The following is a 22,989-nucleotide window of genomic DNA, read 5'->3' on the forward strand; positions in this document are numbered from 1 at the left end:
CATATTTAGACCCCTAGGGACATTATGCGTCCGGAAGCAGAATAGGAGGAAATTACATGGCAGTCAAAGAGAAAGTTGTAAATGAAATGCAAGAAGTAACAGAGATGATTGAGGCGTTAGTAAAGAACGGTCAAAAAGCTTTACAAGCATTAGAAGGATTTACACAGGAACAAATTGACAACATTGTACATGAAATGGCACTTGCGGGTGTGGATCAACATATGCCACTAGCAAAAATGGCTGTTGAAGAAACAGGACGCGGTGTGTATGAAGACAAATGCATCAAAAATATTTTCGCAACTGAATATATTTGGAATAGTATAAAAAACGATAAAACAGTGGGAATTATTCGTGAGGATCCACATGAGGAAGTTATAGAAATTGCAGAGCCAGTTGGTGTGGTTGCTGGGGTAACGCCAGTAACAAACCCAACTTCAACAACGATGTTTAAAGCAATCATTGCGATGAAAACGAGAAATCCAATTATTTTTGCATTCCATCCTTCAGCGCAGCAATGCTCTATCGCAGCTGCTAAAACAGTACGCGATGCTGCAGTAAAAGCAGGAGCACCAGAAAATTGCATTCAATGGATTGAAAGACCTTCTGTTGAAGCCACAAAGCAACTTATGAATCATGAAGGAGTAGCACTTGTTCTAGCAACAGGAGGCGCAGGAATGGTGAAATCAGCGTATTCAACTGGTAAACCAGCTTTAGGGGTAGGACCAGGTAACGTTCCGTGTTATATAGAAAAATCAGCACATGTGAAGCGAGCTGTAAATGATGTGATCTTATCGAAAACATTTGATAACGGTATGATTTGTGCTTCTGAACAAGCAATTATTGTAGATAAAGAAATCTATAATGACGTGAAACAAGAAATGATAGCGAACAATTGTTACTTTGTAACAACAGAAGAACGAAAAAAATTAGAGAAACTTGTTATAAATGAGAATACATGTGCAGTAAATAGTGATATTGTTGGGAAATCCCCTCATTACATTGCAGCGTTAGTGGGAATTACAGTACCAGAAGATACGAAAATGCTCGTTGCAGAAATTAAAGGGGTCGGCGCAGCTTATCCGTTATCCCGAGAAAAATTAAGTCCAGTATTAGCTTGTATAAAAGCAAATTCATTAGAAGAAGGGTTGCAGCATTGTGAAAACATGTTAGAGCTTGGCGGTTTAGGTCATTCTGCAGTCATTCACTCTACGGATACAGAAGTACAAAAGCAGTTTGGATTACGTATGAAAGCATGCCGTCTTATTGTAAACGCGCCGTCATCACAAGGCGGAATTGGTGATGTATATAATGCTTTTATTCCATCACTTACACTTGGATGCGGATCATACGGAAAGAACTCTGTTTCTCAAAACGTGACAGCAACACATTTACTGAATATAAAAAGACTTGCAAACAGAAAAAAGAATATGCAGTGGTTCAAGCTGCCACCAAAAATTTATTTTGAAAAACATGCTACGCAATATTTAGCAAGTATGCCGAACATTTCACGTGCATTTATTGTGACAGATCCTGGAATGGTGAAGCTTGGATATGTTGATACAGTAACGTATTATTTACGTCAACATATGAATGATGTAAAGGTAGAAGTATTCTTTGAAGTAGAACCAGATCCATCAGATGAAACGGTATTTAAAGGAGCAGAAATGATGCGAAGCTTCAAGCCGGACGTGATTATTGCTCTTGGCGGTGGGTCAGCAATGGACGCAGCAAAAGGAATGTGGCTATTTTATGAGCATCCAGAAACAGAATTCTTTGGTATCAAACAAAAGTTTTTAGATATTAGAAAACGTACATGTAAATATCCAAAACTAGGAACTAAAGCGCAGTTTGTTGCGATTCCGACAACATCTGGAACAGGATCAGAAGTGACGCCATTTGCAGTTATTACAGATAAAAAGAACAATATCAAATATCCGCTTGCTGATTATGAGTTAACACCAGACGTTGCGATCGTTGACCCGCAGTTCGTTATGACAGTACCGCCGCATGTGACTGCTGACACAGGAATGGACGTATTAACACATGCGATTGAAGCGTACGTATCTATTATGGCAAATGATTATACAGATGGATTAGCTTTAAAAGCAATTGATCTTGTCTTTAAATATTTACCACGTGCATATAAAGATGGAAATGATGAAGAGGCGCGTGAGAAAATGCATAATGCTTCTGCAATTGCTGGGATGGCATTTGCCAATGCGTTTCTTGGTATTAACCATAGCTTAGCACATAAAATTGGACCGGAGTTTCATATTCCGCACGGACGTGCCAATGCGATATTAATGCCGCATGTTATTCGCTATAATGCAATCAAACCGAGAAAACATGCGCTGTTCCCTAAATATGAGTACTTTGTTGCAGATGAGCGTTATGCACATATCGCAAGAATGCTTGGTCTTCCAGCAAGCACAGTAGAAGAAGGCGTGGAATCATTAGTACAAGCCATTATCGCTCTTGGAAAAGAATTAAATATTAATATGAGCGTTGCTGGCCAAGGTGTTGAAAAAGAAGCATTTGAAGCGGTTGTTGATATACTTTCTGAAAGAGCATTTGAAGATCAATGTACAACAGCCAATCCGAAATTACCGCTTATTTCAGAACTAAAAGAAGTATATATGCAAGCATATAAAGGTGTGTAATGAAAGAAAGAGCCGCGTGTATTGCGGCTCTTTTTCTTATGGAAAACTTCTCCCTCATTGGTTGTATTTACTTGCCTACGAAACGATGAAAATATGATACAGTGAAAAGGAGGAGTGATTAAAGAATGAAAGAATTACAGCAAAAAATTGCTGATTATATTCGTTTCGGTCAAGTCATGCTAGCACTAAGTGCATTTTTAATGCTCGGTTTATTACTCCCAAATGGACAAAAAGAAATGGTGCAAATGTTTGCCATGATGGGTGTGATTGCTGCTTTTTTAGGCGGTTCTTTTTATTTTTTCTACCGTGCAAGAGAGCTGCGTGACAAGTTAGAGGAGAACGAAAATGAACAGGTATTATAAATAGAAACGTTACTTAAAGAGTACATACCTTTAAGTAGCGTTTTTTTTATGATAAAAAACAAAAATAGAAAGTAATAGAATGATGAAAAGTGGCATCCTGGTGGGGATAAAGTGAAGCCTCCATCAGTACGTGGCTTAGTGCTTGTTAGTGCAGGATAAGTAGTTATATGTTTAGTGAATCGGAAAAAATCTTATCTCTCTTCATTAGATTTCATTATGCTAGTATGAATTGGATTGTTTGCAAAAAGTGTAAATATTTTCTGTTATTTTTTGTAAAAATAATATTCTTTTGTTTATAATTTACATAAGGGGGAGAGGCTATGTTTCACACAGAACGTTTACAATTTCGGAAATATACAATCGATGATTTAGGTTTCTATGCTTCTTTATGGGCAAACGAACAAGTGATTCGCTACATTGGGAAAGGAACTCCTAAAACGTATGAACAATGCAAAAAAAGTCTTGAAAGCTGGATTCTTCCAGGATATGAGCGTGGACTCGGTTTATTCATGATGTTACATAGAGAGACGGGAGAACCAATCGGTCATGCAGGACTTGTCCGTCAGCGTGTTGATGGAAAAGAAGAAATTGAAATTGGATATTGGCTGCTTCCAAAGTATTGGGGAAACGGATATGCGAAAGAAGCCGCAGCGGCTTTTCGTGATTACGGCTTTCAAGTACTTAAGCTTGAAAAACTCATTTCTCTTATTAATCCCGATCACCCAGCTTCTATTTTTGTAGCAAGAAAAGCAGGTATGGCTTATGAGAAGACGGTGTTATTTCATAATATGGATGTTCTCGTTTATTCGATGAGAAGAGCAGGGATAGGAAAATAATAACCTGCTCTTTTTTATTTCATAAAAAAAGCACTGCAAACAAATTTGTTCACAATGCTTCAATACACATGTTTTCGATTTTCAGTATAGCTTGAAATAAGAAGAAGTGCAGCTTCATCCCCAATATTACGAACGATATGCGGTACGCAAGCACTCCAAGAAAACGAATCTCCTTCTTCTACAATTGCAATATCTTCTCCGTGTTGTACTTCTAATTTTCCGCGCAAGACAAGATGACATTCTTCTCCTTCATGAGCATTTGGCGTGTTTTCTTTCGGAAAGCCAATAGGAATTTCTACTAATGATAAACGCAGTCCGCCTTGCTCAGCTACATGTTCAATTCTTTGCTGGTCTTTTCCGTAAATACTATATTTTCGTTCTTCTTTTTTAACAACTTTCATTCGATCTTTTTGCTCTAACAATAAATAAGGAAGAGGAACATTTAGAAAATGAGCAATTGTTTCTAGAGTAGAAATAGATGGAGATGTTTTATTGTTCTCCACTTGGCTCATAAATCCTTTAGAAAGCCCTGTTCCTTCACAAATTTGCGCAATTGTAATGCCTCTGCGCTGTCGAATTTCACGTATTGTCGAACCGATATTCATAATGCTCGATCTCCTTTTTCTAAACAGATATTTGTATCATAGCAAATCTTTTTTATTTTTTCTCAATAAAAATCAATTGACGAACAAAAAAAATTATTGTATGTTTTGTATTGTAAATAAAAGTTTTATATAACAAAACAATAAAGGAGAAATAACAATGAATCAATATATTGGTAATTTAATTATTCGAATTGTATTAGGAGTTACGTTTTTTGCTCATGGTTTAGCAAAGTTCCAAGCAGGAATCGATAACATTGCAGGCTGGTTTACAAGTATTGGTTTACCAGGGGGTCTTGCATATGGCGTTGCGACAGTAGAATTAGTTGGTGGTATTTGTTTAATTATCGGTTTAGGCGTAAGATATGTCGGACTATTATTTGCACTTATTTTAGTTGGAGCAATTGTAAAAGTAAAATGGTCAGCTGGTTTATTAGGAGATGGAAAAAATCCTGGATATGAAATGGAGCTTGCATTATTAGCAATGGGCGCTTACTTATTTGTTGTGAAAGCAGAAGGATTTGTAGATCGTTTCTTAAAAGCGACAGTATTGAAAAAAGACTAATTTGAACTAGAATAATAGTATGAGTTTTTGATTTTACCTTAATATAGAAATTTGTACAGTGAACTGTGGTCATCATATTCCATTTATTATGAAATAAAGAAAAGGAAGCCTGAATTAGGCTTCCTTTTCTGCATCTCCCGCTATTCGTGGGCAGTAAGCCCCCCCACCTTAAGATTGAGAGAAAAGCGAAGAAGAGAGGTGGGGGATAAAGAACCCCCCCACTGATGGAGGTTTCACTTTATCGTACAATTGCTTTTTCATTTTGTAAAAACATCTCATCAAACTGTTTTGCCATTTCAAAATCAAGTTTTGTCAAACCTTTTGCATTCCATGATGACAACGTGATAATAACTGCTTTATACTGGATAAGGATAAATGGATGATGATTGCGTTCTTCTGATAGTTTGGCCGCTTCAGAAACAAATTCGACACCTTTTAAGTAGTCGGAGAACATGTATTTTCGTTCAATCCATTTTTCGTCTTTTACTGTCCATTTATCCAATTTCATTAACTCTTCTTGAACTTCTTCATTAGTTAGTCGTTGCATTATTTGTCACATCCTTTATTGGGAGTAAGGCAAGCCCGTTATTGATTAAACGCTGAACTTCTTCATTATTTTTAAAGGAAGAAAGCTGTTGTAACAATGCTGCACGTTCTGGAATCTTCACTTTATGTTCTAGTAATAACTCTAAAATCTCAAGGCGCAGTAGCCATTCTTTTTCATAAAACTTATCTAATACGTGATGGATTGCTGCAAGCTGTTCTATATGCTGTTCGTGTAATAAACCTTCGCTGCGAATATCACGAACCGTTTCGTACATTTTTTCAAGTTCTGTTTGCGCGCGCGGTGCAGGTATTACTTCGTCTTCTTCTGTTATTGGGAAGAATGCTGTTGGATCTGCTGCACCAGGGAAAACAGAAGGAATTGCTGAACCAACTGCCATATCAAATGTACCCCAGGCCGCATCAAATAATAAGCGATCTTTTAAAGTGACTGTACAATTTGTAAATGAAATGACAGCGACTTTTTCCTCATTTTTAATAATGTCGGTTACTGTCCCTGTTACATGTACACCGCTTGTAAAAGTAAGCTCAGCTTTGTTACCAACAGAGATTCCTAATGTGTTTAATTCTTCGTCTGTGCAAGACTCTAATGCGATATTATTTTGTAACAATCCAATTGGTGTACCAAACCCATCTTGGTGCACATCTGTAGAATGATTTGGCAATTGTGTATGATTGATAGCTAATGCAGTTGGACTACCTGTTTTTATATAAATAGCCTCGCCACTTTCATCTTTTACTACTTCAACTAGTGTTCCTGTAATTTGTAATCCGCTGTTTAAAGTAACTGTCGCTGTATTTTCAGAACGCAGTGCTTTATCTAAACCTTTTGTACCACCTGATTTGAATGCCATTGTTTCTGAGAATTTTTTAAGTGCTTCAATCAATTCTTCGAAAGAACCACATACAAAAAGCTGCGGTTGCATTTTTGTTACATCGTAGCTCGTTTGAATACATGATTCAATGGAGAATGGAACTTTTTTAACAGCGTCAGTTAAACAATGTTTGCTTTCACCTACAGATGAAAGAAGTCCAGCACCGTAAATTTTCGGATTCTGTATATCACCAATCAATCCGTATTCTACTGTCCACCAGAAAAGACGGGAAATTTGTTCTGCTTCTGATAGGCCAGAAACATGTTTTTGTTTTTCTTCCACTCCTTTCTCTGCCGCAATAATTTCTTCTGGAGTAGATGTGCGGCTCTCTTTTACAATCGTTAATTGGCGAACCGCTTCAAATAATTCGTGCTCTTCCTTTGTAGAGAAAGCTTTTGCTCCAATCTGTCCGAACAATTTTACATATTTTGCATATGTAGGATCGAGTAGAATTGGTGCATGTCCAGCTGCTTCATGAACAATGTCAGGAGCTGGTGTATATTCAATATTTTCTACTTTGCGAATATCTGTCGCAATTGGCAGGAGACCATGTCCTTGGAAATCAAAGAATGCTACGCCAGGAATTAAGCCGTCAATTGTAACAGCTCCCCAGCCGCTCGGTGCTAAACAATTGTTCATTTCTTCTACTTTTGGAATGGCATCTATATTAATACCGGAAGACTGTAATCCGTTTACATACGCTGGATGTGCAACGTCTTTTAAAAAGTTATGATTTTGTCTCATAATGTAGCGCCATACAGCGTGATCAATAGGTGTGTATTGGTCGTAATGCTGCTTTGATACAAATGGTTTTAAATGTGATGGAATTTCTGCTGTTTTTGTCATATAGATATATCCCCCTTTATGTAAAAATTGCTATGTTCCGTTTTTTATGCGCGTCACTCCTCCCAAAATAATGTAAACGCTTATAAAATTTTATCATAAAATTCCGAATTATTTAATATTTGTTTTTGCTGCAAATAAGAAAATCCCTATCGGAAAATACGATAGGGATGATAAAAATTGCGGTACCACCCTACTTGTAAACAAAAAACTGTTTACCATTCTCTTAAGATAACGGAAAGAAATCAAATGTAATCTGTTTGCATTATCGACAAAAAAGAAATCGTTTCTATCGTATAACTTCCTAGATTGTTTGTTTAAAACAATGAAACAACAAGAATATATGAACCTACCGATGTAAATGAATCAAGCGGTATGGAAGTTTCACTTTATTTTTGCAAACTTTGTATACTCTTCGCTTCAGTAACGAAAAGCTATAAGAAAATGAAAGGTAGGGGATAAAGTTCATGGAAATGGAGCAAGAGATATTACCATTATTAATACGCGGGGCAACAATCTTTTTATTGGTTTCTTTTGTTATTGCTGCACTGTTATGGTGGAAAACAAAATGTGGTGTATATGGCTGGTTTTTTAGTCATCTTATATTTCTAAGTTTTGGGATTGCAGCTTTGGTACATATTTTACAAGAACCGTCTGTTGGAGAGGGATTTGAGTCGGAAAATAATTCGCTTTATATTGGAATTGCCGGCTTATCGTGGGGAGTTAGCATGCTATTGTTTATAAAAGGAATGCAGGGAATTGCAAAGCTTGTAAAGTGAGGTATTCCTATGATAGAAAATGGATTTCATTTTTAGCAACACCAACTGCCTCTTGGTCGATGAATAGGTTATGTATAATCGGAGCGGATGGAAGTAAGTTTGAAGCAGTTGATCACATGCTGATTCAACCAAAATGGTTTCAATGGGCACCGTCAAAAAATATTTTGGCATATATAGAAGGAGAAGGACGCTTTATCGTCGAAAATAAACATTTAAAATTAAAAGAACTTCCTGCTTTTCAGCAAGCTACTTTCACTCCAAAAGGTTATGTTGATTGGGATTTCACTTGGAACAGTGCTACTTTGATTGTAATTTCTAGAGCAAAGGAAACCGAATGGTCCAATGATCCGAAGCAACGTCCGCAGCCCTCATTATATCAAATCAATGTTGCGAATGCACAGCAGCTTCAAATTACAATCCCACCAAAAGGGTACGGAGATTATCATCCGTACTATATAAAACACACAAATCAACTTTTATGGATGCGCTCTAATCGAGGGCAAGCTGATATGTGGATTGCAAACGAAGACGGTTCACAAGCGAGAAAATGGATTCAAAATATAGACGAAGCAGCGAATTATTATGAGAAACGAGATTGGGAAAATGTTGTATCAGTAAAAGAATAAAATATGCGCTCTCTACTGGCAGAGACGCATATTAAAAGAGTGTATAATTTGTGAGAGATTTTTCGGCATCTCTGCAACGTTTTATCCATTGCGTTTCATATTGTGAATGAGGTAAAATTCGATGCTGTAAATGACCAATATGAAAAACCTTTTCTGTTAAGCACCAATCTACACATAATTTATATAAGTCATAATGTAAAGGATCGTCATCCCAATACACAGGAATCTCTTTTATATTTGCTTGCCAATATAAATATGCACGGGTATGACCATCTGTAAAAATAATTTTATCGTCTAATTGTTTAATGGGTAATGGCGTATGTAAAGCAAATACAGGTGGTGAAAAAGTCTGTTGCAATCTCATTATTTTGTCATTGTTTAGAAATAATTGACTTGGCTGCACTTTAAATATATCGATAAAAAAAGAGTTCATTTTGGATCACCTAAGTCTTTTATAAGATTTTCGCCATATAGTATTCATTTCTTGGTTGTCCATCAACAACCAAACCATGCACTGCTTCACCTTCAATAGCAAACCCTATCTTTTTATATAACGCAATGGCTCTTTCGTTATGAGACATGACTGTTAATTCTAGACGCAGTAATTGTTGTGTGCGAGCCCATTGTTCGATTTCCTGAAGTAATCGTTTGCCGATTCCTTGACCTGCATATTGCTGGAGGACGCCAATGACTAAATATGCAGCATGTTGCTTTCGCCTTACTGCTCCGCCGCGAGCTATTATGTAACCAACAAGTTGCTCATCTTTCTCCGCTACTAAGAGTGTTGAATTATGAGGAGAGAGAAGTGCTTGAATCATAGATTTTTGTTTCTCTATTGTAAAGTCTCGCTCATTAGGCTCAAATAACATAAAATTTGTTTCTTGATCAATTGTTTGACATAGCTGCAAAAACGGAGCTGCATCTACTTCTGTAATTTCACGAATCATCAAAATCACCCATTTCTATTTTTGCATAACACATTATATTCGTTATGTAGATGCTGAACTCCTGTAAGGAAAGGGTCATATTACTTTGTTTCCCCCTTAAATTTAGATATATGTGGATCCTCTCTTTTTTTATAAAGAGAGGATTTTTTTGTAAAGAAGAGAAGGAGAAACTTCTATGAGCGAAGGGACTTTATGTTAATACGGAATAGAAAGGAATGTTGATATGAAACTTATTTTTGTCAGACATGGAGAAGGAGAGCATACAACAAATCTGCCGGATAGTTTGCGGAAGAATCATCCATATCTCACAAATAAGGGAAGAGAACAGGCATTATTACTGCAAGAAAATTTACCTCTACGAGAGAGCGATGTATTGATTGCAAGTCCAACGGTACGAACATTACAGACAGCAGCGTTATGGAGTGAACAAGTTGCTTGTATGAAAGTGGTTCATCCGTATATTTCACCTCGTATTTTTCCATATCGAGAAGGAGCGAGAACGTTGCCTTGTGACAAAATGTTAAGCCAAAAGAACATGCAGCAGTTCTTCCCCAAATTTTTATTAGCGGAAGAACACAATGAAGAGTTATGGAGTAATGGGATCAATACGATTTCAGAGCCTGAATTTTGCACGGCTGCCCATAGTTTCATAGAATGGTGTAAAACGTTACGAGTTTCACGTGTAATGATTGTTTCTCATGATGGAACGATTACAACATATAGACAATATGTAATGAAACAAGTATTAACGAGGGAAGACTTTTTAGAGGAAACAGGGATGTATGAAATTCAATTATAGTAAAAAAAGAGATTAAATAAATATTGCATGAGTAAAAGGAGATAACTGTGTTTTATATTTGGGTTATCCCTCTCTAAGGGGTAAGTGTTTATAAGAGCCTGGTCGTGTACTAACGATAAGTAGGAGTCTACTCATCTAAAAAGATTAAAAATATGCTTTTTTATAAAATTTGACATTGAGAACATAATTTTTTTGTGAATAGTAATGAAAATCATTATCGTTTGTGTTATTATAGGTTCAAGTTTTTATTTGCAAATAAAAGTGGTTATAAAACGTACGTTTGAAATATTTTGTAAAAATTGATAAAAAGTATTCATAATGAATGAAACGAAAACCGGTTACGAATGTTGTTGTATTCATGTAATTAATTTAATTACAAAAATCAGGAGGAATATATGGTTATTCAGTTTTTAAGAGAGAACAAAGCAGTTTCCTATGTACTAGCAGTAGTGCGTATTTATATTGGTTATACGTGGCTTATGGCAGGGATGAAAAAGCTAACAGGTGGCGGATTTGACGCAACAGGTTATTTAAAAGGAGCAATTGAACAAGCATCAGGAGCTCATCCTGCAGTGCAATCATGGTGGGCATCCTTTTTAAATGAAGTAGCAATTCCAAATGTAGAGCTATTTAATTTTTTAGTTACATGGGGAGAAATTTTAGTTGGAATAGGATTAATTGTTGGATGTTTAACGAAAACAGCTGTATTTTTTGGTCTTGTAATGAACTTTTCCTATATGTTTAGTGGGTCAACGGGTGTGAATCCACAATTAGTAATCTTGTCTATGTTTATTTTAGTTTCAGGTTATAATGCTGGCAAATTTGGTGTAGATGGATTTATTTTATCAAAAATTTTAAATGAAAAATCCCGCAATTATAAAAATCAAGCCGCTTAGCGTATAAAAAGGGTATCTCATCATGAGATACCCTTTTTAACGAATTTGGGGTGATTTTGCTATAAAGTGAAACTTCCATCAGTGGGGGTTAGTAGGATACTTCTTGAAAAACTCATTAACATACTGCATAAACTCTTGCGGCTGTTGACGAAATGGTGCATGTTCGCCTTCTTCGATAATATGAAATGTACTGTTTTTTAAGAATTGATGATACGTTTCGCCGCTTTTCCAGGAAACGCTTTTATCATTTCTTCCCCAAATAATTAACGTTGGCACCTTGATTTCATCAGCATTAATGCGTAAACGGCGCGGCCACATTTTGCCTAACTCGTCATGATGTGCTGTATCTTCACGTTTATACTTAACTTCTTCCTCGCGATATTCTTTCGGAGTAGAGACAGTACTTAAATCAGTTGATAATGTTGGTTTTGGAGATCCTTTGCCATGCTGTAAAGTTTCTGCTCCTACTGCATCCGTTAAAATAAGGTGGGTTACAGCATCAGGATATAAGTATGTTAAATTTAAAGAAATTTCTCCGCCCATAGAGTGTCCTAATACAGCGAATGTATCATATCCTAATTTTTTCATTAATTTATAATACAAATTTGCTTGGTTTGGGAAGGAATAGCGAAAATCCATCGGTTTTGAAGAATGGCCGAAACCTAAAATGTCGACAGCAATAATTGTATGATTTTTTGCTAAATCTGGATAAATATCACTAAATCCATTTGATGAGCCCCCAAAGCCATGAAGCATAAGTAAAGGTGGTTTATTTTTACCGATTTGTTTGAAGTAAATGGTTTGTCCATCAATTTCAATCATTTTTTCGTTTGTCTCTAGTTTTGTTGCAATTGTTTCTTTTATTTGTGTTGCTTTTTTTGTTTGCTTCTCAATTGTGCTGCAGCTCGTTAACGTTGTGAGAACAAAGCAGCTGAGCATGTAGAGCTTCCATCGTTTCAAAGTGTTTTCCCCTTTCTAGCATAGCGCTGCATCCATCATAGCAAATATGAAATCTCGTTTACCAGGAAGATTCTCTCCGTTTTTTATCATGAGAGGAGAAAGCAGCGTTTCTTTAAACTCAAATGATAACAGTTTGTCCCTAAAGCTTTTTTGTGAATGAGGAACATCGATACGAACAGTTCCATTCCATTGATTACATATGGATAGCAGTAAATGCAAGGCATATTCTTCATTGTGAGCAATAAGGGGAGTAACGCATAAGGTATTTCCTTTTCGTATACATAACGCAAAAGCTTCTAGTCTATTATTTTTTTCTATTTTTAATGCAAGGTGTGTTCGGTTTAAGAGTATTGAATACAACTTGGAACGATGGGCACCGCTTGCTATGAAATCGAGTTGAATGAGCGTGTTAAGATCCTGACTCGTGATTTGACTAGTAGAAAAGGAGTTGTTTTTTGTTTCTGTGCTATTTCGTTCTAATCGATGAATAGAAGTAATTGTGTTAAATCCATATGTATGATATAACGGCGTACCAGCATCCGTTGCAATGAGAACAAAAGGTTGTAATGGCGGAGCATTTTTTATGCAAATGTCCAGCAAAGAGCGTGCTAATCCTCTTCGTTGAAAATTTGGATGAACAATAAGCATACCAATAGAAGTAAATCCTGTTTTATATGGAAAAACAGCGATACAAGAGATGAGTTTACCCTCGTTATCATGGCCAAACAAAGTACCGATAGAAAAGAAGGTTTCAAATTGTTCCTTCATAAACGAAATGTCATGTAACCAACCTACTGCATCACAAAGAGATAGAAGTTGTGGGATATCAGACTGACTTAGTGTTTTTACCTGCATATAGTACACTCCTTGTTTTTCTTTAGTAGATACATTTTATCATGAGAAATCGAAATATTCTGTTTTACGGTTCGTTAAGGAAAGAGAGAGGGTGTACAAATATGCTGCATTTGGAATAATAATATATATCAATAAATAAAACGACAAAGAAATACAGCTTGCAACAATATTCACCTTAAATTAACAAAATATTTACATATTTCTAATTTTCCCTTAACAGTTGTCTATTAAATTGGGTAGTGGGGGTTGAATTAAGAATTTAGGGGGACTTATAAGGTGAAAAAATTTATGAAGAAAGCATGGCCGTTTGCAGTTGTTTCATCGTTAGCACTTACTTCAATTGTAACATGGAATGTTACGCGTTCAGATGTAATTAAAGCAGATGAAAAAGACGACAATGCAAAGATTAAAAATGTAATTGTCTTAATCGGGGATGGAATGGGCCCTTCTTATATGACAGCGCATCGTTATATGAAGGATAATCCAAAAACATTTGAAATGGAGCAAACAGAATTCGATAAGCATCTGGTAGGCACACAAGTTACATATCCAGAAGATGAGCATCAAAATATTACAGACTCTGCTTCTGCTGCAACTGCAATGTCAGCAGGAATCAAAACATACAATGCAGCTATAGCGGTAGATAATGACGAAACAAACGTAAAGACTGTATTAGAGCAAGCGAAAGAGCGTGGGAAATCAACAGGGTTAGTTGCAACTTCTGAAATTACACATGCAACACCAGCAGCTTTCGGCGCACATGATATTAATCGAAAAAATATGGATGCAATTGCAAATGATTACTTCGATGAAAAAATTAATGGTAAGCATAAAGTAGACGTTCTTCTTGGAGGCGGCGTGAATAACTTTGTAAGAAAAGACCGTAATCTTACAGAAGAATTTAAAAAAGATGGTTATAGCTATGTAACGGATCGTCAGCAATTATTAAATGATAAGAATGATCAAATTCTTGGATTATTTGCGCCAGGCGGTTTCGATAAAATGATTGACCGTAATGACAAAACACCTTCTTTAGAAGATATGACAAATGCTGCAATTGATCGTTTAAATAAAAATAAAAATGGTTTCTTCTTAATGGTAGAAGGCAGCCAAATTGACTGGGCTGGTCATGATAATGACGTTGTTGCAGCGATGAGTGAAATGGAAGACTTTGAAAGAGCATTTAAAGCAGCAATTGAGTTTGCGAAAAAAGATAAGCATACACTAGTTGTAGCAACTGCTGACCATTCTACTGGTGGTCTTTCTCTTGGAGCAAACGGCGTGTACAATTTTGATGTAAAGCCAATTAAAGCAGCAAAACGTACACCTGATTTTATGGCATCTGAAATTGCGAAAGGTGCAAATGTTGAAGAAACACTGAAAAAGTATATTGATTTACAATTAACACCTGAAGAAGTTAAATCTGTGAATGATGCTGCGACGTCAAAAGATGTAACAAAGATTGATAATGCAATTGAAGCGATTTTTAATACGCGCTCTTACACAGGTTGGACAACTGGTGGTCATACTGGTGAAGATGTTGGTGTATATGCATTTGGACCAGGAAAATACTTATTTGCTGGCGTTCAAGAAAATACAAACTTAGCAAAACGTGTATTCGATATTATTGGCGGCGGCGACCCAAATAAAGGTAGACGCTAATATGAAGAAAAAGCGAGGCTTCGTTGCCTTGCTTTTTTCTTTTTGATTTTGGAGGGGAGATATATGAAACGAATTCTAAAGAGATTAGGGATTTTAGGCATAATAAGTTTTCAATTATGTGGATGTAGCTCACAAGAAAAAGTACAAAAAGACATAATAAAAAAAGAAGAAACGATTCATAAAGAAGAGAAAAATAAAAAGATGACAAAGCCTATACCGGAGGAAGAACAACAAGCAATTAAAAAGTTAATAGATTCCTATATTCAAACAATAAATGAGAAAAACTTTGAGGGACATATGGCACTTTTTTCAACGAAGTCATTAGGGTTAGAGGATACAAAAGCCCAAAAAGAAGCAGAATTTAAAAATAAGAATAAAAAAATCGAATTATTGGATTTTAGTGTAAGGAATTTTGAAGGAGAGTATGCTGTAGTAGAAACAAAGGAGAAAGAAGAATCTGCTGAAAAGAAAGTTCGTTACACCGTAGGAAAAGAAAACGGTGTATGGAAGATAGAAGAGGTACGTGTGATTGAAGAAGGATAAAGTGAAACTTCCATCAGTAGGGGTCTTACTGCTCTTTAATGCGGGATAAAAAAGAAGTTCTCTAAAATCGAGAACTCCTTTTACACAGGTAATAAAATGCGCTCTGAACACGATTCAATATCATCAATATCTTGACGGATAGATGCCATCTTATTGTCAAGTTCTTCAGCTTTCATAGCGGCATCATGTAATTCCTGCTTTAAATATTCAGGGATATTTCCTTCATATTTATAATACATTTTATGTTCTAAACTTGCCCAGAAATCCATTGCTAACGTACGTAATTGAATCTCTGCAAAAACATCTTGTGTTCCTGAATTTAATACTAATGGATACTTAATAATCATATGGAGACTTTTATAGCCATTTGGTTTTGGCATTGCAATATAATCTTTAACTTCTATGATTTCCATATCTGTTCGTTTTTCTATCAAATTTTTTAAATAGTAAATATCTTCCACGAAACAACATGTAATTCGAATACCAATAATATCGAATAAATGATGTTGGGCGTTTTCGACAGTTGGTCCTAAGTTTTTTCGTTCTAGCTTTTTAATAATACTTTTTGGTTGTTTTAATCGTGTTTTTATATGTTCAAACGGGTTGTAGTCTTCTAGAAACTGAGCTTCCCGGTTCATAATTTCAAATTTTGTTTTGAGTTCTTCAAGAGCAAATGTATAAGGTAATACAAATGCTTTCCAATAATCAACTGTTGTTTGGTTATATTCCATTATATACACACCTTTTTCTTATTTGGAAGGTAAGGTTGCTTAAACTAAATACCAAATCATATACGCGCATGCTGCGAATGATGAGATCATAAAGCGATAGCGTGTTTTCATTAGGCTGTCCTCCTTCACACATAGTGTTTGTTATAACTATGTACATTTTCTATACTAATTGATTGATGTGAATTCCGTATGAACAAATTGTTTCAGTTATTTGTCTTTTTTATATCGTTGAATTCGAGGTATTTTTTGCGTTCTTTGTATAAGTTTCTGTATGATTGCAGTTTTAATGATTATAATGGGAAAAAGTGATGAAACTATAATTCGATTATATCGATATTATATATCGAAGAATGAATCAGTTCTTCAAATAAGGAGAACCGTTTTTTTATAGAATTGACAAAGTGAATTACAAAGTTTATGATATAAACCGTAATGATTACGTTTTGTTTCAAAGAATGAATTTTCTAGGAGGTGTAAACTTATGCGTGTAAATATTACATTAGCTTGTACAGAATGCGGTGATCGCAATTATATTACAAAGAAAAATAAACGAAACAATCCAGAGCGTATTGAACTAAAAAAATATTGTCCGCGATTAAAGCGAGTAACATTACATCGTGAAACGAAGTAAACGGCTAGAAATTCTAGTCGTTTTTTGTTATTTGTAAAGGGAATAGGGAGGGGAATACAGTGATATCGTGTGTGATGATATAAATGAATCTATAGTTATATAAAGACAAAAAATAGATAATTTGTACTCTCGATAACAACGTGCTGTGTCAATCTAATATGAAGCTGAGATATATACGGAGGTTTGCTAGAAAAAACGTGGACAAGGATACAAGCAAAAGGAGTTTTATTTCATATATTTATAGTATATTTCAATAGAAAGGAGTTTATTTATTCTTGCCCCCAAAAGATCAAAAATTTTTCCATCCGTATGAGTCTCCGGTTCCGATTGCAGGAGCTCAAAGACCACAAAAATTACACGTATTTACAACAGGACCTATATTGAGAAATCCCAATACTGAGATTGTGGTTGTTACGCTTTTGAATGAGGATTTCTACGAATCCAAAACGGTCACTGTGTCCGTGTTAGATTGGCAAAATACGTGGAATCCTACAGAGTTTGCTAAGGCTGGATTTCTAGCCGGACAAGCTATCAATCCGTCTTTATCGACACAAGGGGTTCAACCGCAGCAAACTAATATCGTTCCTCCTAACAATGTCCAATCGATTTTTACACCTCTTACATTTACGATTCCGCCACGCGGTCTTTTTACGATTCACGCATCTCCACCACAATCTGCACATCTGCCAAGTCCTTGCTACGAAGTGATTGTTACTTTTTCGTCTAATTTTACTCACCCACCTGCTCATATCAGACGTGTCATCGTCAATACATTTGGGACTAATGCTGCGGGTGTGCCGCAAGAGGGAAATACCGTCTTGCATAATCAGTTGATACCTAGTCCTATAACTTCACCTGTTCCTTTCTCTCCAATAGCTCCTCTACCTCCACCTCCTGTCCTATAAGGATTAGAAACAAAATCTAGGGTTAGGAGATTCGGCACGAATAGCAGCATAAATTTCAATCATTTTTATCCCGCTATTCGTGGGCAGTAAGACCCCCACCTCAAGATTCAGAGAAGAGTGAAGAAGATAGGTGGGGGATAACTGCTGGCATGCGCCCGATTGGGCAGGCTTTCCATCAGTGGGGGATGAAGAAAACCCCCACTGATGGAAGTTTCACTTTATGCCAACATCAATCCCCTTCAATAAGTAATTTGGATGGGACTCTAAATGTATGATAAAAAAGGTTTTGATTTGATAACGGACTTCGAAAAAGACAAGAATTGATATTTGCGTTGTACAGACACAAACAACCACTCGCCCACATACATATAGGAAAGACCACTATTTTTGCGGAGGTGAAGAGGTTGAGTCTGTTCGCCGCAATTGGATATATGATTCGCGAAGTTTTTATTTTCGTATCGTATGTCAAAAATAACGCATTTCCACAGCCGTTGTCGCCTGATGAGGAGAGAAGGTACTTAGAGCTTATGGAGCAAGGAGATGCGCACGCAAGAAATCTCCTCATCGAACATAATTTACGTCTTGTGGCACATATTGTGAAGAAATTTGAAAATACAGGAGAAGATGCAGAAGATTTAATTTCCATCGGTACGATTGGTTTAATTAAAGCGATTGAAAGCTATTCGCAAGGAAAGGGAACAAAATTGGCAACGTATGCTGCTCGATGTATTGAAAATGAAATTTTAATGCACTTACGCGTATTAAAGAAAACAAAAAAAGATGTTTCTCTTCATGATCCAATCGGGCAAGATAAGGAAGGGAATGAAATTTCTTTAATAGATATTTTAAAGTCAGAATCAGAAGATGTGATTGACACCATTCAACTGAGTATGGAGCTTGAGAAAATTAAAGAGTATATCGATATATTAGATGAACGGGAAAAAGAAGTAATTGTAAACCGATTTGGTCTTGGCATGGAGAAAGAGAAAACGCAGCGGGAGATTGCGAAAGCACTTGGTATATCGCGGAGCTATGTATCGCGTATTGAGAAGAGGGCATTAATGAAGATGTTTCATGAATTTGTTCGTGCAGAAAAAGAGAAGAAGGGGAAATCTTAAAGATGGAAAGTGCCTGATTTTATTCGAAAGCAGGCACTTTTCTTTTTGGATAAAATGAAACTCCTTTGATAAATCTATGTTCACGGTTGAAAATGATGGGTTCTATCTGTAATATTAAAAGGTGCTAATAATTTATGATATAGAAACAAAAATAGGAAAAACTACATGTAATAGTCTTATTAGAAAATTATATATCATAGTAGGGGGTTTCGCAGTTTGCGACGTACGTTATATCGATTATTGATTGAACTTACAAACGGTCGTTTTACGTCCTATGTATTGCGTAAATTTGCGCAGTCGCGTTTAAGCTCGATTATTATTCCGTCTTATGCGAAAGTATTTCAAATTAGGCAAGATGAGATGGAGAAGGATTTAAAAGAGTACGGAACGCTGCATGAATTATTTACGCGTAAATTAAAACAGGGAAAACGAGCAATTGATACAGAAGTATCCAGCGTTGTGAGTCCGGTTGATGGTGTTTTTGCAGATCACGGTCCTATTGATCAGGCAAAAATGTTTGAGATTAAAGGAAAACAATATTCTATTGTAGATATGCTTGGTACGGAAGAACGAGCAGCGCGCTACGCGGGTGGTACATATATGGTTATTTATTTAAGTCCAAGCCATTATCACCGTATTCATAGCCCGCTTTCAGGTGCAGTGACAGAACGTTTTGTACTTGGAAGGAAATCCTATCCTGTTAATGCAGCAGGTATGAAATATGGAAAAGATACGTTATCCAAAAACTATCGCTCTGTAACTGAAATGGAGAGTGAGGGGGCGCGGTTAGCTCTTGTTAAAGTAGGCGCAATGTTTGTTAATAGTATTGAACTGTTGCATGAGAGAGAAGTTATTCAAAAAGGTGAAGAGATGGCTTACTTTACATTTGGCTCTACAGTCGTTCTATTATTTGAAAAAGATATGATTGAAGTAGTTCAATCATTAACTAGTGGGCAAGAGGTTCGTGTTGGTGAAAAAGTCGCAACTCGATTATAAAAGAAGCAGCTTTTATATAGCTCGTTTCACTTTATAATAAAAGAGCCGTCTTATAGATGGCTCTTTTTACAAGTGAAGCAGTATCTGTTTTGCACTGACTGAGCAGTAAAGCTCTAACCTTAATATATAGAGCTTATTAAGGCGATCCGGTCAACTAATCATAAGCGGGTAATAGTCCACCTATGGAAGTTTCACTGTATATGTATTTAAGACGATTTCAAAAGCTTGTCCTCTAGTGAGCGTCTAATGATTTCTTGTTTAATAAGTAAAATGAAGTCGGGATTTAATTTTAATTCTTTTGCTTTATAATAAGACTCAGTGAGTAATTCAGTAGATAACTTTTCCATATGTTTCGCCGTCAAGGCGGTTCACCTCCTGCGAAAAAGGTAAGTTTGTCTCATTTAATGTACCAAAATTTGTCTTATATCACAATCTGTTGGTTATCCACATGCTATCGTGGATAAGATGTGTAATAATTGTTGGTAATTTTAGAATTAACTGAAACTTCAATGTGGAAATTGTGTACAAGTTTATCCACAGGTACGCAATCGAAAAATGCTGTCGAAAAATTTTATCCAACTTTAACGGACAGCAGCCGTTAGAAGATTTATCCTGCTACTAACGGGCAGTAGCAGTGGAAGTTACGAGAAGAATAACTTCCTGTAAGAGCCCGATAAGTTCAACTAACCCTTTTTGAGAGAAAATCGCTCTCAAAAAGAGAAGTTGAACTTTACAAAACCCCTCAAAGAGGTGAAAGAGATTGAGTTTATTTTTACCGAATGAATACGTGAAAAACGTGTATCATATTCAACCTGAAGAATTGGAAAATCGAGGTATAAAAGGGATTATTACTGATTTAGATAATACCTTGATTGAATGGGATCGTCCGAATGCGACGCCGCAATTAGAAGAGTGGTTTGCAAAAATGAAAGAACACGGCATTCAAGTGACAGTTGTTTCGAATAATAACGAACAACGTGTAAAAGATTTTGCTGATCCACTTGGTATTCCGTTTATTCATAGTGCACGTAAGCCGCTTGTTCGTGCTTTTAAACGAGCGCTAACGAAAATGAATCTGCGTGCTGAAGAAGTAGTTGTAATTGGAGATCAATTATTAACGGATGTGCTTGGAGGTAATCGTGTTGGACTGCACACGATTTTAGTTGTTCCAGTTGCACAAACAGATGGGTTTATGACTCGTTTTAACCGGAAAATTGAGCGTAGAATTATGCGTAATATGAAGAAAAAAGGTTTAATTAATTGGGAGGAATAAAGCTTGAATGAGACGTTTAAATGTATTGGATGCGGTGTTGCAATCCAAACAGAAAATAAAAATGAAATTGGTTATGCACCAACTTCTTCGTTAGAGAAAGAACATATCATTTGTCAGCGTTGTTTTCGTTTAAAGCATTACAATGAAATTCAAGATGTGTCATTAACAGATGATGATTTTTTACGCATTTTAAATGGAATTGGACAATCTGATGCGTTAGTTGTTAAAATTGTTGATGTTTTTGATTTTAGCGGAAGCTGGCTACCTGGTTTACACCGTTTTGTTGGAAATAATAAAGTACTTCTTGTCGGCAATAAAGCGGATTTAATTCCAAAATCAGTGAAACCGGAAAAGCTAACACATTGGATGCGCTATAGTGCAAAACAACTTGGGTTAAAGCCAGAAGATGTTTTCTTAATTAGTGCAGCGAAAGGTCAAGGTATTGATGAGCTTGCAAGCGCAATTGAACAATATCGTGATGGAAAAGATGTTTATGTTGTTGGATGTACAAACGTTGGGAAATCAACGTTTATTAACCGTATCATTAAAGAGTTTAGTGAGGAAACGGAAAATGTTATTACGACATCACATTTCCCTGGTACAACGCTGGATTTAATCGATATTCCATTAGATGAAACTTCATCTTTATATGATACACCAGGTATTATTAATCATCATCAAATGGCGCATTACGTTGGAAAGCAAAGCTTGAAAATAATTACTCCAACAAAAGAAATTAAGCCGATGGTATTTCAACTTAATGAAGAACAAACGTTATTCTTTGGTGGATTAGCACGATTTGATTATATAAGCGGTGGTCGTCGTTCATTTACTTGTCATTTATCCAATCGTCTTACAATTCATCGCACGAAGCTTGAAAAAGCAGATGCATTGTATGAAAAACATGTTGGAGAACTATTAAATCCACCAACACCAGAAGAACTTGAGAACATGCCAGAGCTTGTAAAATATGAGTTTACAATTCGTGAACCGAAAACCGATGTTGTATTTTCAGGTTTAGGATGGGTAACAGTGAATGAAGCTGGCGCAAAAATTGCAGCGCATGTACCAAAAGGAGTTAGTGTTTCATTACGTAAATCTTTAATCTAAAGTGGTGAGGACTTGTGAAACAATTATATGGTGTAATTGGAAATCCAATTGGACATTCCTTATCGCCGCTTATGCATAATGATGCGTTTACATATTTAGAGATGGATGCACATTATCATGCTTTTCTCGTTCAGGAGAGTGAATTAGGCGAAGCGGTGAAAGGATTGAAGGCACTTGGAGTTATTGGATTTAATGTGACAACGCCGCACAAGGTTTCGATTATGCAGCATTTAGACGAAATTGACCCGTTAGCAGAACAAATCGGTGCGGTAAATACAGTGCTTCATAAAGAAGGAAAATTAATTGGTTATAATACAGATGGAATAGGGTATGTTCGTTCATTGCAATCTATTAGTAAAGAGCCATTAACGAACAAACGTATTTTACTGCTTGGAGCTGGTGGGGCGTGTCGTGCGATTTATTATTCACTTGCGGCTGCTGGTGTGAAAGAAATTGACATTGCGAATCGTACAGTAGAGAAAGCAGAGCAGCTTATTACAGATTGTAGAAGTGAAGTTATGTCTTTGGCGCTTTCCTTAGAAGAAGCAACAGACAAACAAGCACTGTACGATATCATTATCCATACAACGACAGTAGGTATGCACCCGCACGTAGAAGATACACCACTACGCATTCGTGATTTAAAAAAAGGAAGCATTGTGTCTGATATTATTTATAATCCATTTGAAACGAAATTGCTGCAAGATGCGAAGGCGCATGGAGCAATTGTGCAAAATGGCATTGATATGTTTGTATTTCAAGGGGCGCTTGCATTTGAAATTTGGACGGGACGCTTACCTGATATAGAACGAATGAAACAAATAGTAATGAAAAAGCTTGGAGGCTAAATA

The 22,989-nt window shown here is 36.2% G+C and carries 25 protein-coding genes and 1 pseudogene; 17 read left to right on the forward strand and 9 right to left on the reverse strand.

Features of this window, described 5'->3' with window-relative positions:
• Positions 1–56 precede the first annotated feature (56 nt).
• From adhE to ACTDJC_RS02035, 3 genes are all read left to right on the forward strand, one after another.
• Entirely contained in the window at positions 57–2,660 is a 2,604-nt protein-coding gene (gene adhE, locus ACTDJC_RS02025) for a bifunctional acetaldehyde-CoA/alcohol dehydrogenase (protein WP_440602546.1), read from the forward strand.
• A gap of 125 nt (positions 2,661–2,785) precedes the next feature.
• Entirely contained in the window at positions 2,786–3,022 is a 237-nt protein-coding gene (locus ACTDJC_RS02030) for a YrhC family protein (RefSeq protein WP_098307933.1), read from the forward strand.
• Between the two features lie 320 nt (positions 3,023–3,342).
• A complete protein-coding gene (locus ACTDJC_RS02035) occupies positions 3,343–3,858 on the forward strand; it encodes a GNAT family N-acetyltransferase (RefSeq protein ID WP_440602547.1) in 516 nt (171 codons plus the stop codon).
• 59 nt (positions 3,859–3,917) lie between these two features.
• On the opposite strand, the gene ACTDJC_RS02040 is transcribed toward ACTDJC_RS02035, so the two are convergent.
• Positions 3,918–4,463 (reverse strand): helix-turn-helix domain-containing protein, encoded by a 546-nt coding sequence (locus tag ACTDJC_RS02040; RefSeq protein WP_253630463.1) that lies wholly within the window; start codon positions 4,461–4,463, stop codon positions 3,918–3,920.
• Positions 4,464–4,620: 157 nt separating this feature from the next.
• Between ACTDJC_RS02040 and ACTDJC_RS02045 the strand changes: the two genes are divergently transcribed.
• Positions 4,621–5,025 (forward strand): DoxX family protein, encoded by a 405-nt coding sequence (locus tag ACTDJC_RS02045; protein WP_098307928.1) that lies wholly within the window; start codon positions 4,621–4,623, stop codon positions 5,023–5,025.
• Between the two features lie 238 nt (positions 5,026–5,263).
• Here ACTDJC_RS02045 and ACTDJC_RS02050 read toward each other — a convergent pair whose 3' ends face one another.
• The gene (locus ACTDJC_RS02050) at positions 5,264–5,575 is read right to left on the reverse strand and encodes a 4a-hydroxytetrahydrobiopterin dehydratase (protein ID WP_098307926.1); all 312 of its coding nucleotides are present in this window, start codon (positions 5,573–5,575) and stop codon (positions 5,264–5,266) included.
• Complete coding sequence (locus ACTDJC_RS02055) at positions 5,556–7,310, reverse strand: aromatic amino acid hydroxylase (protein ID WP_440602548.1); 1,755 nt, start codon at positions 7,308–7,310, stop codon at positions 5,556–5,558. The genes ACTDJC_RS02050 and ACTDJC_RS02055 overlap by 20 nt, the downstream gene beginning before the upstream one ends.
• A 464-nt stretch (positions 7,311–7,774) precedes the next feature.
• Here ACTDJC_RS02055 and ACTDJC_RS02060 point away from each other — a divergent pair, with 464 nt between their 5' ends.
• Together ACTDJC_RS02060 and ACTDJC_RS02065 are read left to right on the forward strand one after the other, a co-directional pair.
• Positions 7,775–8,086: a hypothetical protein gene (locus ACTDJC_RS02060; RefSeq protein WP_098307922.1), complete on the forward strand. Its 312-nt coding sequence runs from the start codon at positions 7,775–7,777 to the stop codon at positions 8,084–8,086.
• Positions 8,086–8,712: pseudogene (locus tag ACTDJC_RS02065) on the forward strand (translocation protein TolB); the annotation flags it as partial. The gene ACTDJC_RS02060 and the pseudogene ACTDJC_RS02065, both read left to right, overlap by 1 nt.
• A 31-nt stretch (positions 8,713–8,743) precedes the next feature.
• On the opposite strand, the gene ACTDJC_RS02070 reads toward ACTDJC_RS02065, so the two are convergent.
• Positions 8,744–9,145 (reverse strand): hypothetical protein, encoded by a 402-nt coding sequence (locus ACTDJC_RS02070; protein ID WP_440602549.1) that lies wholly within the window; start codon positions 9,143–9,145, stop codon positions 8,744–8,746.
• Positions 9,146–9,164: 19 nt separating this feature from the next.
• Positions 9,165–9,659 carry an N-acetyltransferase family protein gene (locus tag ACTDJC_RS02075; protein WP_440602550.1) on the reverse strand — a complete coding sequence of 165 codons (495 nt, stop codon included), beginning with the start codon at positions 9,657–9,659 and terminating at the stop codon, positions 9,165–9,167.
• A gap of 223 nt (positions 9,660–9,882) precedes the next feature.
• On the opposite strand from ACTDJC_RS02075, the gene ACTDJC_RS02080 reads away from it, so the two are divergent.
• Together ACTDJC_RS02080 and ACTDJC_RS02085 are read left to right on the forward strand one after the other, a co-directional pair.
• Complete coding sequence (locus ACTDJC_RS02080) at positions 9,883–10,458, forward strand: histidine phosphatase family protein (protein ID WP_440602551.1); 576 nt, start codon at positions 9,883–9,885, stop codon at positions 10,456–10,458.
• 395 nt (positions 10,459–10,853) lie between these two features.
• Positions 10,854–11,354 carry a DoxX family protein gene (locus ACTDJC_RS02085; RefSeq protein WP_440602552.1) on the forward strand — a complete coding sequence of 167 codons (501 nt, stop codon included), beginning with the start codon at positions 10,854–10,856 and terminating at the stop codon, positions 11,352–11,354.
• A 78-nt stretch (positions 11,355–11,432) separates the two neighbouring features.
• Here the strand turns inward: ACTDJC_RS02085 and ACTDJC_RS02090 are convergent, their stop codons facing one another.
• Both ACTDJC_RS02090 and ACTDJC_RS02095 read right to left on the reverse strand, forming a co-directional pair.
• Positions 11,433–12,314: an alpha/beta fold hydrolase gene (locus ACTDJC_RS02090; protein WP_098307912.1), complete on the reverse strand. Its 882-nt coding sequence runs from the start codon at positions 12,312–12,314 to the stop codon at positions 11,433–11,435.
• A gap of 15 nt (positions 12,315–12,329) precedes the next feature.
• Positions 12,330–13,169 (reverse strand): GNAT family N-acetyltransferase, encoded by an 840-nt coding sequence (locus ACTDJC_RS02095; RefSeq protein ID WP_440602553.1) that lies wholly within the window; start codon positions 13,167–13,169, stop codon positions 12,330–12,332.
• A 276-nt stretch (positions 13,170–13,445) separates the two neighbouring features.
• Between ACTDJC_RS02095 and ACTDJC_RS02100 the strand changes: the two genes are divergently transcribed.
• Both ACTDJC_RS02100 and ACTDJC_RS02105 read left to right on the forward strand, forming a co-directional pair.
• Positions 13,446–14,831, forward strand: a complete 1,386-nt coding sequence (locus tag ACTDJC_RS02100; protein ID WP_253630450.1) for an alkaline phosphatase — start codon at positions 13,446–13,448, stop codon at positions 14,829–14,831.
• A 63-nt stretch (positions 14,832–14,894) separates the two neighbouring features.
• Positions 14,895–15,374, forward strand: coding sequence for a hypothetical protein (locus ACTDJC_RS02105; RefSeq protein WP_098307906.1), 480 nt, complete (start codon positions 14,895–14,897; stop codon positions 15,372–15,374).
• A gap of 80 nt (positions 15,375–15,454) precedes the next feature.
• On the opposite strand, the gene ACTDJC_RS02110 is transcribed toward ACTDJC_RS02105, so the two are convergent.
• Positions 15,455–16,105: a GTP pyrophosphokinase gene (locus ACTDJC_RS02110; RefSeq protein ID WP_440602554.1), complete on the reverse strand. Its 651-nt coding sequence runs from the start codon at positions 16,103–16,105 to the stop codon at positions 15,455–15,457.
• Between the two features lie 481 nt (positions 16,106–16,586).
• Here ACTDJC_RS02110 and rpmG point away from each other — a divergent pair, with 481 nt between their 5' ends.
• The 4 genes from rpmG to ACTDJC_RS02130 all read left to right on the forward strand — a co-directional run bounded on the left by rpmG (position 16,587) and on the right by ACTDJC_RS02130 (position 19,755).
• Positions 16,587–16,736 (forward strand): 50S ribosomal protein L33, encoded by a 150-nt coding sequence (rpmG, locus tag ACTDJC_RS02115; RefSeq protein ID WP_001265619.1) that lies wholly within the window; start codon positions 16,587–16,589, stop codon positions 16,734–16,736.
• A gap of 275 nt (positions 16,737–17,011) precedes the next feature.
• Positions 17,012–17,641 carry a hypothetical protein gene (locus ACTDJC_RS02120; RefSeq protein ID WP_440602555.1) on the forward strand — a complete coding sequence of 210 codons (630 nt, stop codon included), beginning with the start codon at positions 17,012–17,014 and terminating at the stop codon, positions 17,639–17,641.
• A 404-nt stretch (positions 17,642–18,045) separates the two neighbouring features.
• Entirely contained in the window at positions 18,046–18,759 is a 714-nt protein-coding gene (gene sigK / locus ACTDJC_RS02125) for an RNA polymerase sporulation sigma factor SigK (RefSeq protein WP_098307902.1), read from the forward strand.
• Between the two features lie 216 nt (positions 18,760–18,975).
• A complete protein-coding gene (locus ACTDJC_RS02130; RefSeq protein ID WP_440602556.1) occupies positions 18,976–19,755 on the forward strand; it encodes a phosphatidylserine decarboxylase in 780 nt (259 codons plus the stop codon).
• A 206-nt stretch (positions 19,756–19,961) separates the two neighbouring features.
• On the opposite strand, the gene ACTDJC_RS02135 is transcribed toward ACTDJC_RS02130, so the two are convergent.
• The gene (locus tag ACTDJC_RS02135) at positions 19,962–20,117 is read right to left on the reverse strand and encodes a sporulation histidine kinase inhibitor Sda (RefSeq protein WP_141524996.1); all 156 of its coding nucleotides are present in this window, start codon (positions 20,115–20,117) and stop codon (positions 19,962–19,964) included.
• A gap of 398 nt (positions 20,118–20,515) precedes the next feature.
• On the opposite strand from ACTDJC_RS02135, the gene ACTDJC_RS02140 reads away from it, so the two are divergent.
• Genes ACTDJC_RS02140 through aroE form a run of 3 tightly spaced genes read left to right on the forward strand, consistent with a single transcriptional unit; the run spans position 20,516 to position 22,986 of the window.
• Positions 20,516–21,028 carry a YqeG family HAD IIIA-type phosphatase gene (locus tag ACTDJC_RS02140; protein WP_098307898.1) on the forward strand — a complete coding sequence of 171 codons (513 nt, stop codon included), beginning with the start codon at positions 20,516–20,518 and terminating at the stop codon, positions 21,026–21,028.
• Between the two features lie 3 nt (positions 21,029–21,031).
• A complete protein-coding gene (gene yqeH / locus ACTDJC_RS02145; protein ID WP_098307896.1) occupies positions 21,032–22,138 on the forward strand; it encodes a ribosome biogenesis GTPase YqeH in 1,107 nt (368 codons plus the stop codon).
• A gap of 14 nt (positions 22,139–22,152) precedes the next feature.
• A complete protein-coding gene (gene aroE, locus ACTDJC_RS02150; protein WP_253630444.1) occupies positions 22,153–22,986 on the forward strand; it encodes a shikimate dehydrogenase in 834 nt (277 codons plus the stop codon).
• Positions 22,987–22,989: the final 3 nt, after the last annotated feature.

It is taken from the genome of Bacillus sp. GB_SG_008, from assembly GCF_052038115.1.
Lineage (GTDB): Bacteria > Bacillota > Bacilli > Bacillales > Bacillaceae_G > Bacillus_A > Bacillus_A rhizoplanae.